Source organism: Kaistia soli DSM 19436 (assembly GCF_900129325.1).
GTDB lineage: Bacteria > Pseudomonadota > Alphaproteobacteria > Rhizobiales > Kaistiaceae > Kaistia > Kaistia soli.
Genome location: NZ_FQUP01000001.1, coordinates 795,173 through 807,410 on the forward strand (window position 1 = coordinate 795,173; position 12,238 = coordinate 807,410).

Here is a 12,238-nt window from a genome sequence, read left to right on the forward strand (position 1 = left end):
CGTCGCGGGAGCTGGTCGAGAATCGCCGGCGGACAAAGTCCGCTGGCGAAGATGCCGCCTGATTTATCGGCGATTTCGCTTGGATGTCCACGTCGGATGCTGCGTGTGCGACGGTCCTTCAGCGACTGTGAGGCTGGCTATTCGGCCAGAACGATCTCGGGCGCGCCCCGCAGCGTATTGCTGACCGTGCAGATATCGCCCTCCGCCGCCGCGATGATGGCTTCGCGCGTGGCATCATCGAGATCGCCCTCGATCTCGAATCGCACGATGAAGCGGTCGATCCGGCTCGGCCCCGCCTCGGCCTTGTCGCCCGAGACATGGACACGGACATGGTCGAGCCTGTCGAGCACGCCGAGCTGGCTCGCCGCGATGCGGGCGCTCAAGGCGAGGCAGGCCGCGAGCGCGGAATGAAGCAGATCGAGCGGGCTGAAGCCGGCCTCGGTCGCATGGGTGGTGACGGCTAGCGTTCCGCCCGTATCGGTCGTCAGCGCCACCCGGCCGGCCTTTGCCAGCGAGGCCTCGGCGCCCGCCTGCCGCGTCTTCACTCTTCCCTGCGCCATCATTGATCCTCGAAGTATAAGCTGGCCGATGAAGTCTAGCAGACGATGCGATGCTGCGGCGTATAGTGTCGCGCCGGACAAGCGTCCTTGCCGTGATCTTGCCGATGCCGCATAAGGCGGCGTCTTTTTCGCGAGCATGGGATTGCCGCATGCGCCTCGGCGCCGATGCCATAGCGGGGAAACCCGGCCTCGACGGAGCACAGGCCCGCGGCGCGGACGGCTACAAGCCGCATGTCGACGGCCTCCGTGCCATCGCTATCGTCGCCGCCGTCGCCTATCACGCCGAGGTCCCTGGCTTCGCCGGCGGTTTTGTCGGTGTCGACATCTTCTTTGTCATCTCCGGCTATCTGATCATCAACCAGATCCTCGGCCAACTGGCGGCCGGCCGGTTTGGGATCTTCGACTTCTATGCCCGCCGGGCGCTTCGCATCCTGCCGAGCTATGGCGCGATGCTGCTGTTCACGCTCATTGGCGCCACGCTGGTGATGCGCTCGCCGGGCGAGCTCGGCAACTATGCCGTTTCGGCGCTGCTGGCACCGCTGTTCCTGACGAATGTCTATTTCCTGTTCCGAAGCGGCTATTTCGACACCGGCTCGGCGCTGAAGCCGCTGCTGCACACATGGTCGCTTGCCGTCGAGGAGCAGTTCTACCTGATCGTGCCGCTGCTGCTGATTGGGGTGGCGCTGCTCGCCCGGCGGCGGCAGTGGCCGATGGCGAGACTGCTCGCCATAGCTGCGACCGTGATCGGCCTCGCCAGCCTGATCGGCTGCATCCTGGCCACGCCGCACGACGCCAATCCCTGGGCGGCCGAGCGCAATCCGGCCTTCTTCCTCACCTGGTGGCGCGCCTGGGAGTTCGTCGCCGGCGGCATCCTCGCCGCGCTGGCCGCGCCCTTCGTGGCGGGGCGGCGGACCATGTTGCCCGGCACGCTTGCCGGGATCGCGGGGCTCGCGCTGCTCGCTCTCAGCATCACCTTCACCGGCCTCGAATGGATGGGAGTCCGCCACGCCGAGCTCGGCCGGGTCATGGGATTTCCGGGCGCGGCCGCGCTGATGCCGGTTGCCGGCGCGATGCTGGTCATCTGGAGCGGCCTCGTCGCGCCGCGCGGGCCGGTCGCGCTGCTCTTGTCGCTGGCGCCCGTCGTCTATCTCGGCCAGATCTCCTACGCGCTCTACCTCTGGCACTGGCCGCTGCTGGTCTTCGGCCGCTTCCTGCCGCTGCAGGTGTCGCCCACCACCGTCGATGCGATCGCGCTGGCGATCGCCGTGCTGCTGTCCATCGCGACACGCTATGCGATCGAGCTGCCGATCCTCGCCTGGCGCCGGCGTGTGAAGCTCGGCAGCGACCGCCGCCTGCCGGTCCGCATCTTCCTCGCCAGCGTCGCCGGCTGCATCGCCGTCACCGTCGTCTCGGGCGGCGTCGTGGGGCTCGCCTATCGCAATGCCGGCGACAATCCAATGGTCGCCGCCATCGCGGCCTCAGAAGTCCATCCCAACAACCCGTGTGCCTCCGAGGATATCGACGTCCAGACGAGCTGCCTCGACGGCATCGGCGCAGCTGGCCTGCTCATCGGCGATTCCCATGCCTTCGCCATGATGCCGCGCATCGAATATGAGGCGGAACAGCAGGGCCTTGCGATCCTGCAGCTCGCCATGCCCGGCTGCGACCCGATCGACGTCATGCTCGACCGCGCCGCTGCGGCGGCCAACAGCTTTTGCCGGCCGCTCGTCGAGAAGTTCGATCGCTTCATGCCGCGTATCGGGGGCGCGAAATTCGCGATCTTCGACGGCTATTGGAACGCCCGCTTCCGCCAGACCGGCGATGACCATGCGGTCAGCGCGGACCGGCTGCGCACCGGCTTCGCGGCGCTGATGAAGACATTTGCCGGGAACAGCGACAGGCGGATCCTGGTCGTGGCGCCGCTGCCGTCGTTCTGGCGCACCGACCCGTTCAACTGCCTTGATCTTTCCAGGGCGCTCGGGCTTTCGGCCGATCGCTGCGGCGTGCCGCGCGCCATCGAGGAAGACTGGCGGCGCGAGACGATCGCGATCATGCAGGAGATCGTCGCGACCTATCCGAATGCGCGCATGATCGACCCGATCGATCTCTTCTGCGACGAGCGCATCTGCATGCCGATCAAGGATGGCACCCTCGCCTTCTTCGATTCGAACCATCTCAACGCTTATGGCACCAAGGTGCTCTTCGACGCGTTCCGCGCCGATTATCTCTGGGCGTTCAAGGGCTAACGACCTGGTTGCCGCGATGCGGTCAAAAATTAATTCCGTCCGCGGCATCGCATCTGGGTCATCCTAAATATAACCTTGCGCTCTCGCGGACGAATCGCGCGCGGCACAAGGTGACACCCATGAGAAACAAGCCCGTCTTGTCCAGCCTTCCGCGCGCGCGCGCCTTGAAGATCCTTGCGGTCGGCCTCGGAGCTGGTGCCTCGGTATCTTCGGCGCAGGCGATAACGCCGTTCGACTTCAGCTATGAGACGTTGAATTACGGCTCGAGCGGGACGTTTCTCACAGGCATTCGCGGCGACAATATCGTCGGCAACTACACGATCCCCGGGTCGACCGAAACCGGCGGCCTCTACTACAATCTCGCCACTGGGACCTGGGCGGCGATGCCGGAGGCAACCGCCAATGGCGCGAATTTTCCGGGCGCGATCGGATCCTCGCCCTATGGGCCGAGCTTCGGCACGCCGGACGGCATCCTGCGCGTGGTCGGCAGCTACCAGACCGAGACCTCTGCGCCGTACGATCTCAGCTATCTCTATGACGGCGCCGCCCCGGCAGGGCAGAGCCTGATCACCCTCGCCTATCCGGACGGATCGGGCGCGCAGACGCTCTATACGATCGCGCACAGCAATTTCGGCAACCAGGCGGTCGGCGATTACGACACGGATCTCGCGACCGGCAATGCCTTCATCTACGATATCGACACCGGGACCTACACCACGAACAACATCCCCGGTGCGATCAGCACGACCGCCTACGGCATCTATGGCGACAAGATCGCCGGCGGCTATGCGATGGCCGAAATCGGCGGCGGCGCCGGCCCGGAACATGGCTACATCTTCGACCAGACGACCGGCACCTATACGACCTATGACCATCCCGGCGCGGTCGCGACGCATTTCGAAGGCATCACCAGTGCCGGGCGATCGGGCGAATACAACCTCGTCACGAACTGGATCACTGCCGATGGCATCGCCCACCCGGCGATCATGCATCTTGCGGCCGACGGCAGCGTCACCTGGTACGACATCGACATTCCCGGCGTCGTCGTGTCGTCCAATTCCGCCTATGGCGACAATGTCGTCGGCGTGTACATCGCCGACGGCCAGGTCAACGGCTATGTCGCGACCATTCCCGGCATGTATAATCCGATCCGCAACGAGGGCACGCTGACCTCCAGCGCCGACAACGAAGCCGCGCTGTCGGGCCGCAAGGGCGATGACATCGTCAACAGCGGCACCGTCGCCGTCAGCGGCAATGGCGGCATCGGCCTGCGCGGCGAGACCTATGGCGTCTTGAAGAACACAGGCACGGTGACGGCCTCCGGCATCGCCGGCGCTGCCGTCGAGATGCACGGGCTCTATGGCACGCTGCTGAATTCGGGGACCTTGCAGACGGCCTTTGTTGCCGACGCGCTGCGGACCGGGCCCGACGCCTATGGCACCGTGATCGTGAACACCGGGATCATCGACGGACGCCTCGCCGCGACCGCTGGCCTCAACAAGCGGTTCGAGAACAGCGGCTGGCTCGGCATTTCCGGCACCGGACTGCCGGTCACCGACCTCTTCAGCGGAACCTTCGTGCAGACCGCAGCCGGCACGCTCGCTTTGCGGATGACCGACAGCGGCAACGATGCGCTCGACGTCGTGGGAACGGTGCGGCTTGCCGGCACGCTGGCGGCGACCTTCCAGACCTCCGACTTCCTGAAATCCTACGCGCTTGTCGGCGCCACGGACGGCGTGACCGGCGCATTCGACACGTTCACGACATCAGGCCTGCCTGCTCTCTTCGCCGCATGGCTCGACTATGCGCCGACCACCGTCACGATGGACGTCGCCGCGGCCCTCGGGAGCCTGCCAGGCACCACGGCGAATGAGCGCGCGGCCGGCCGGGCCATTGATTCCATGATCAACGATACCGGCGACAACACGCTGGCGCAGTTGCCTGATGCCCTGGAGCCGCTTTACGCGCTCTCGGCGAGCCAGCTTCCGGCAGCGCTTGGCGCGCTCTCCGGCGAGGCCTATGCCAGCGAGCAGTCGGTGCTGGCCGGCGACAGCCTCTATGTGCGTCAGGCCGTGCTCGGCCGTCTCCGCCAGGGCAGCTATGCCGAGGCGCTCGGCGCAGTGGCGGCCCTCTCCGATGGCAATGCGACGGTTGCCAGCGCTCCCTCCTCTTCGCCCAGCGGCGCGACCCTGTGGGGTCAGGCCTATGGCGGCTGGTCCAATCTCGACGGCAACGGCGACACATCCGATGTCAGCGAAAACATCGGCGGCATCATTTCGGGCGTCGACATGCGCGTCGATCGCTGGCGGGTCGGCGCGGCGGTTGGCTATTCGCAATCGAATGCCGACGTCTCCGCGCTCGGCAGTTCGTTCAATGTCGACAGCTTGCAGGTCGCGCTCTATGCCGGAACCGAGACCGGTCCCTGGAACTGGCGCTTCGGTGCCAGCTATGCCTTCAACCAGATCGACGCGGATCGCACCATCGCCTATTCCGGCTCGCTGCAGCAGGCAAACGCCCAGTATAATGGCGGCACCGCGCAGGCCTTCGGCGAAGTCGGCTACGGCTTCGCGGTCAGCAAGCTGGCGCTGGAGCCGTTCGCCGGCCTGGCCTTCGTCAATGTCAACACGCAGGATTTCGCGGAGAGTGGGGCGACGGCCGGATTGTCGGGTTCTTCCGAAAGCCTCGGCATCGGCTATTCGACGCTCGGCATCCGCGCGGCGACCAATTTCGCGCTTTCCGGCGGCATGGTGTTGCAGCCGCGCGCGGCGCTGGCCTGGCAATATGCGTTCGGCGACACCGCCACCGCCGCCAATCTGGCCTTCCTCAGCGCGCCGGGGGCGGCCTTCTCCGTGAGTGGCGTGCCGATCGCCGAGAACACAGCGCTGGTGGAGCTTGGCGCCGACCTCCTGGTCAACCCACATGCGCGGGTGGGCCTCTCCTATACCGGCCAGTTCGCCGACAATGTCAGCGACAACGCCCTTCAGGCCAATGTCGCCTGGAGCTTCTGACCCAAGGCCGCTCCCCGCCAGACATTGCCTTGGAAAGTTCTCCTGTCATTGCCGGGCTTGACCTCGCAATGACAGGCGGAGACGAATGACGAGCCACGATAACTAACGTCTGTCGCCGCATCACCAAGCTCTGACGTCGCCGGCAAGATCGATCCGCTTCAGTTGAGCGGCTGCAGCCTCTCAATTCCGACCTCGTCGGCAAGCGCGTCGAAGGCGAGCTTGAGCCCCGGTGCGAGGGGGATGCCGTCGCGGCTGCGCTCGGCCTCGACCTTCCATTCGCGGTCGCCTGGCGCCATGACGCTCTTGCCCGGCCGGGCCGGGGCGGCCCTGATGCTCGCGAGATAGGCGGCCATGCCGGCGTCATAGACCGCGCGCGGCACGAAGCGTTGCGGGTCGATGACGATAAAGAAATGGCCGAGGCGGCGCGGCGTGGACTGATCGGGTCCGACCATCCCAAGCAGGTCCGCGCAATGCGGCATGCCCGTCATGACGGCGGAGAGAATCTCCATGAGGCTGGCGAGCCCCGCGCCCTTGTGGCCGAAGCCGAGGCCGCCGAGCGGCAGCAGCGCAGCCGAGCGCAGCGGCTCTGTCGTCGGCTGTCCGGCCGCATCGACCGCAACCTCGGGCGGCAGCGTCATCCCCTTCACAGCCATGTCCTGGACCTTATTCCAAGGGACCATGCTGGTGGCCATATCGAGAAGATAGGGCCGGCTTCCCGAAACCGGCGCCGCGAAGGCGAGCGGGTTCGTGCCGTGGAATGGCGCGACACCATCATGCGGCAGCACGAAACTGTCTGAATTGCAGAACGCGAAGCCGGCCATGCCGGCTTCGGCGGCACGCAGCGCATAGCAGCCGGCGGCGCCGAAATGCGAGGAATTGATCACGGAAGCGGCCGCGATGCCGGCCGACCGGGCGAGTTTCACCGCCTCGTCGACCGCGAAGAAGCTGGCGTAATGGCCGAAGCCGTTGTTGCCGTCGACGATCACCGTGCCGGGCCCCGTGACCTCGGCAGAGAGCTTTGGCGCCGGATTGATGCGGCCGGTGCGGACGACCTTGGCATAGTGAAGGACCAGCCGGGCGCCATGGCTGTCGACGCCACGCAGCGAGGCCTCGGTCAGCGCGTCGGCGACAGATCGCGACGCATCCTCGGCGGTCCCCGCCGCCCGCAACACCTCGAGGACGAAGGCATGCACGGCGGCGCCGCTCGCCCGGAATTCGGCCGTTTCCGCCGCAGCCCTGTCGACTGTCATCGCGCTTGTTCCCTTCACGCTCATCGAGGCGGCAAGGGCCTTATCACGCCGGCGCGACCGTCGTCATCCTTCGTCGACGCGCGCCGCCTTCGGCGCTAGTCTCTCATGCCGGCTGTGCCTGGCCGGACGAGGGAGGATGCCGATGCCGGATGCGACTTCGACGGATGCGATACCATCCGCCGCGATCCTGGCCGAGCTGGAGCGCAAGGTGCTCTGGCTGGCGGCCTGGATGATCCACAACGCCAACCACCTGCGCGACAATGACGAGGGCATCAAGGTCGGCGGCCACCAGGCATCGTCCGCCTCGCTCGCGACGATCATGACGGCGCTCTATTTCGACGCGCTGCAGCCGGAGGACCGCGTCGCGGTCAAGCCTCATGCCAGTCCGATCTTCCACGCGATCCAGTATCTCTCCGGCCGGCAGAGCCTCGAAAAACTGCAGAACTTCCGCGCCTTTCGCGGCGCGCAGAGCTATCCCTCGCGCACAAAGGACACCGACGACGTCGACTTCTCGACCGGATCGGTCGGCCTCGGCGCTGCACAGACATTGTTCTCGGCGCTGGTGCAGGACTATGTCCGCGCCAAGGGCTGGACGTCTGGCGGCAAACCCGGCCGCATGGTGGCGCTGGTCGGCGACGCCGAGATGGACGAGGGCAACATCTTCGAGGCCCTGCTCGAGGGCTGGAAACATGGCCTCCGCAATTGCTGGTGGGTCGTCGACTACAACCGGCAAAGCCTCGATGCGGTGGTCCGCGAGGGCCTCTGGCAGCGCTTCGAGGCGATCTTCGCCAATTTCGGCTGGGACGTCGTCATCCTCAAATATGGCGTGCTGCTGCAAGCGGCCTTTGCCGAGCCGGGCGGCGAGGCGCTGCGCCACTGGATCGACACCTGCCCGAACCAGCTTTATTCCGCGCTCTGCTTCCAGGGCGGCGCTGCGTGGCGGAAGCGCCTCACCGACGAGATCGGCGATCAGGGCGCTGTCACGGCGCTGATCGAGCGACGCGACGATGCGGAACTCGCCCGTCTCATGACCAATCTCGGCGGCCATGACCTGCCGACCCTGACCGAGGCTTTTGCCAAGGCGCGGACACATGAGCGGCCGACCTGCTTCATCGCCTATACGATCAAGGGCTTCGGCCTGCCGCTCGCCGGCCACAAGGACAATCACGCCGGCCTGATGACGCCGACGCAGATCGAGACGTTGCGCGAAAGCCTCCATGTGCGGCCTGGGCATGAATGGGACCGCTTCGAGGGGCTCAGGGCGCCGGAGGCCGAACTGGAGCGCTTCCTCGCCGACGCGCCGTTCGCTCAACGTGGCAAGAAGGCGCTGGCGCCGGTCGTCACGGTGCCCGCAACGCTGCCCGTCCCGCCGGCAGCCGGCAAGCTGCTTTCGACGCAGGCCGGGTTCGGCCAGATCCTGAATGAGGTAGCGCGCGGCGATGATGATTTCGCGCGGCGGATCGTGACGACGGCCCCCGATGTCACGGTCTCGACCAATCTCGGCCCCTGGGTCAACCGGCGCGGGCTGTTCGCCCGCGAAAGCATGGCCGACCTCTTCAAAGCCGAGCGCATTCCCTCGACCTTTAACTGGGACTTCTCGCCGGACGGCCAGCATCTCGAACTCGGCATCGCCGAGATGAACCTCTTTCTGATGTTGTCAGCGCTCGGCCTGAGCCACGCTATCAATGGCGAACGGCTGCTGCCGATCGGCACGCTCTATGACCCGTTCATCTATCGCGGCGCCGACGCTCTCAACTATGCCTGCTACCAGGATGCGCGCTTCATCCTCGTCGCGACGCCTTCAGGCGTGACGCTGGCGCCAGAGGGCGGCGCGCATCAATCGATCGGCACGCCGCTGATCGGCATGGCGCAGGATGGACTCGCCGCCTTCGAGCCGGCCTTCGTCGACGAGCTGGCGGCGATCCTTGCCTTCGGCTTCGACTATATCCAGCGCTCCAAGGACGACAGCGCGGGCGACGAGCGCACTGTGCTGCCCGACGAGCAGAGCTGGCTGCGCGATGAGACGGGCGGCTCGCTCTATCTCCGCCTTTCGACACGGCCGCTCGAGCAGCCGCAACGCGCGATGACGCCCGCGCTGTCGCGCGCCATCGTCGACGGCGCCTACTGGCTGCGCGAGCCAGGGCCCAATCCCGAACTCGTCATCGCCTATCAGGGCGCGGTGGCGCCGGAAGCCATCGCGGCGACCGGCCTGCTCGCCGAGGATCGGCGCGATATCGGCCTTCTCGCCGTAACCTCGGCCGACCGGCTCAATGCCGGCTGGACGGCGGCGGGGCGGGCGCGCGAGCGCGGCCTCGTCCATGCCCGCTCGCATGTCGAACGGCTGTTCGAGAAGCTCCCCGCCCATTGCGGCCTCGTCACGGTCATCGACGGGCATCCGGCGACGCTTGGCTGGCTCGGCGCGGTCGCAGGCCACCGCACGCGCTCGCTCGGCGTCGAGCATTTCGGCCAGACCGGCACGATCGCAGATCTCTATCGCCATCACGGCATCGACGCCGCGGCGATCGCCCGGGCGGCGTCCGCGCTGGCGCCGTTCCATCCGGTCCGCCACCTGAAGCCGGCGTCCTGACATGGCTGAGGATGAAGACCCCGCCGCCACGGTCGAGACCGCAGTCAACGGTCTCGGCATCCTCGCGCGGCGCAAGATCGAGGCGGAGATCATCAAGCCGATCTATGAGGAGATGGTCGGCCGCTTCGGCAAGGAAGCAGCGCGCGCGGCGCTGAAGGCCGCGATCACCAGGGCGGCGATCGAGAGCGGCCGGCGCCTCGCGGCGGCGGAAAAGGGCCCGACCGACCTTTCGACCTTCGCCGCACTACAGCCGAAATGGCGGCAGGACGACGCGCTCCGCTTCGAGGTGCTCGCCGAGACGAAGGACCGCTTCGACTATGACGTGACGCGCTGCCGCTATGCCGAGATGTATCACGCGATGGGGCTTGGCGAGATTGGCGACATCCTCTCCTGCCAGCGCGACGGAACGTTCTGCGAGGGCTATGACCCGCGCATCACCATGACGCGCACGACGACCATCATGTCGGGCGCGAAACGCTGCGACTTCCGCTACCGCATCAAACCGGACGCGAAAGTCTGACGCCCATCAGGCGAGCTCAGGATAGCCGCTCTCGATGGCAAAGCGCCGGCTGGCGGCGATCGGGTCATAGGCCTCGCGGCCGAGCGGCTCGAAGCCTGTAATCAGCAGCGCTGCGCACTCTTTCGCAAGGCGGGGATCGATGACTGTTTTCGCCAGCGCGCCGCGGAGGGAGCGAACCTCATCCGGCGTACTCCGCCCGGCTGTGATCAGCGGCAGGCCCGGCGCCGGGGCGGTGCGGCCGATGATCCTCAGGCCCGACACGGCGGCAGGATCATGACGGGCGATGAGCGCGAAGCTGATGCTATCGATCGCCGCGAGATCGGCCTTTCCGGCACGCACATGATCGACGGAACGGCGATGCGCGCCGGTCTCAACCGCGCACCTGAAGAAACTTCCATTCACGGCGAGCGGTGCAACGAGCGCGCGCAGCGCATTGTAGCCGGACTGGGAATCGGCAGCGTTGTAGGCAACGGTGCGACCGCGGAGGTCAGCGAGCGTATTGGCCGAATCGTCGTCGCGCACGATGAGAACGCTCGCATAATCCGTTCCCGAAGCACCCGGTGCATCGAAGCGAAAGGCGCCGACAACGGTCACAGCGCTGTCGAGCCCTTCGACGAGGGGATAGCCGCAGGTCTGGCTCAGCAGCAGATCCGGATCGCGCCAATGCGCGGCGAGATCATCCGGCCAGGCGGGCGCATCGGGCACGTCATCGAAGCCCTCCGCGCGCAAAGCCGCGGCAAGGCCTCGCCAGAAAGCCGCGACCGCGACGGGATCGATCCCATACATCGGCAGCGAAGCCGGCCGCAGCGTCATGGCGGCGACCCGTCGCCCAATGGTGCCCGGCCCAGCGGATGGGCCGGCGCGTCATGCGGCTTCAGCAGATAGCGCCGCGCGACATCGAGATAACTGCGATAGACGAGACCGCCATTGGCGCCGACGAGCTGCGCGCGATGCGCACGGTACCAGGCGGGAATCCGATACCAGGGCAGCGTCGGCTTCGCATGGTGCGCGGCATGCAGATTGTTGAACAGGAAAAGCGGTCCGAGCAGATAGGAGCGCTCGACGATCGCGGTGCGCTGGATCACGGCATGCTCCGCCTTGTGCTCGGCGAATGACCGGATCAACAGGATCGCAGTGCCCGGATAGACGATGCCGAAGATGTAGAAGAGCATATCCATCCGCGCCACGAAGACCAGCCAAAGCACGAGCGGCACCAGATGCATGAGATGTCTGGCCCAGATACGCCGGCTCGGACCGTTACCGGCGCGGATCGCCTTGGCTTCGACAGCCAGGAAGCGCGCGACGTTCCAGAACGGGCCGATCAGCATGCGCCCCAGCAAGGTTCCCTGCGCCCGGACCAGAAAGCGGCCAACGGCCGAAAGCCTGCGCCAGTCCTCATCCGTCCAATAATAGGATTCCGGATCGTCGAGCGGATCAGTCAACCGATCGTCGCGATGATGCACGAGATGGGCGATGCGATAGCTGTCGAAGGGCAGCCAGAGCGACAGCGGCGGCAGGGCCAGCGCCCGGTTGAGCCGCCGCAAGCGGGTCGGATGGCCGTGGATCAATTCGTGCTGCAGCGAGGAGTGAAGCGCGATCAACACCGCTCCGGCGACGACGACCAACGCTGTTGGCAAGCTCCGGTGGCAGGCGGTGAGCGCAGCGAAGGCCAGATAGACACCGACGACGAGGGTCAGGGTCGGCCATTCGACGGCGGCGCGCAGGCGGGCGCGCGGCACCACGGCACCGGACGTAATGTCGGTCATGTCATCAGACTTTGATTAGGAAAGGGAAACGACGCGCGCGTTGAGCGAAGACAAAATTCGGCTCGACTTCACCTCATCTGATATTCTTCGCCTTTGCCGCGCTGCTGCGGCACGCTTGACTACAGTGACGTTAGCAAGGCGGCTGCGCAGGCGTAACAGCGCGAGTTTCTTTTCTTTCGTGCCAAAGAGAACGCCGTTCCGTCTCCTGGACGCACCGCGAAAAATGCGGTTGGGGCGATGCGGCGCACTGCCCTCCGGAAGCATCCGGCGTTGGCCGACTCATGCATCTTGCGCATAGACG

General features: G+C 66.3%; 8 protein-coding genes. 4 read left to right on the plus strand and 4 right to left on the minus strand.

Going from position 1 to position 12,238, the window contains the following annotated elements; all coding sequences use genetic code 11:
* Positions 1 to 137 precede the first annotated feature (137 nt).
* A complete protein-coding gene (locus BUB39_RS03990) occupies positions 138 to 560 on the minus strand; it encodes an OsmC family protein (protein ID WP_073051702.1) in 423 nt (140 codons plus the stop codon).
* Positions 561 to 709: 149 nt separating this feature from the next.
* On the opposite strand from BUB39_RS03990, the gene BUB39_RS03995 reads away from it, so the two are divergent.
* Both BUB39_RS03995 and BUB39_RS04000 read left to right on the plus strand, forming a co-directional pair.
* Complete coding sequence (locus BUB39_RS03995; RefSeq protein WP_073051703.1) at positions 710 to 2,806, plus strand: acyltransferase family protein; 2,097 nt, start codon at positions 710 to 712, stop codon at positions 2,804 to 2,806.
* Between the two features lie 119 nt (positions 2,807 to 2,925).
* Positions 2,926 to 5,814, plus strand: a complete 2,889-nt coding sequence (locus BUB39_RS04000; RefSeq protein WP_073051704.1) for an autotransporter outer membrane beta-barrel domain-containing protein — start codon at positions 2,926 to 2,928, stop codon at positions 5,812 to 5,814.
* 158 nt (positions 5,815 to 5,972) lie between these two features.
* Here BUB39_RS04000 and BUB39_RS04005 read toward each other — a convergent pair whose 3' ends face one another.
* Positions 5,973 to 7,064 (minus strand): Ldh family oxidoreductase, encoded by a 1,092-nt coding sequence (locus BUB39_RS04005; protein ID WP_073051705.1) that lies wholly within the window; start codon positions 7,062 to 7,064, stop codon positions 5,973 to 5,975.
* Between the two features lie 142 nt (positions 7,065 to 7,206).
* Between BUB39_RS04005 and BUB39_RS04010 the strand changes: the two genes are divergently transcribed.
* Positions 7,207 to 9,651, plus strand: coding sequence for a transketolase (locus BUB39_RS04010; protein ID WP_073052743.1), 2,445 nt, complete (start codon positions 7,207 to 7,209; stop codon positions 9,649 to 9,651).
* 1 nt (position 9,652) lies between these two features.
* Positions 9,653 to 10,171 carry an L-2-amino-thiazoline-4-carboxylic acid hydrolase gene (locus tag BUB39_RS04015; protein ID WP_073051706.1) on the plus strand — a complete coding sequence of 173 codons (519 nt, stop codon included), beginning with the start codon at positions 9,653 to 9,655 and terminating at the stop codon, positions 10,169 to 10,171.
* 6 nt (positions 10,172 to 10,177) lie between these two features.
* On the opposite strand, the gene BUB39_RS04020 is transcribed toward BUB39_RS04015, so the two are convergent.
* Both BUB39_RS04020 and BUB39_RS04025 read right to left on the minus strand, forming a co-directional pair.
* The gene (locus BUB39_RS04020) at positions 10,178 to 10,984 is read right to left on the minus strand and encodes a phosphate/phosphite/phosphonate ABC transporter substrate-binding protein (protein ID WP_073051707.1); all 807 of its coding nucleotides are present in this window, start codon (positions 10,982 to 10,984) and stop codon (positions 10,178 to 10,180) included.
* Positions 10,981 to 11,937: a fatty acid desaturase gene (locus BUB39_RS04025; protein ID WP_073051708.1), complete on the minus strand. Its 957-nt coding sequence runs from the start codon at positions 11,935 to 11,937 to the stop codon at positions 10,981 to 10,983. The genes BUB39_RS04020 and BUB39_RS04025 overlap by 4 nt, the downstream gene beginning before the upstream one ends.
* Between the last annotated feature and the right edge of the window lie 301 nt (positions 11,938 to 12,238).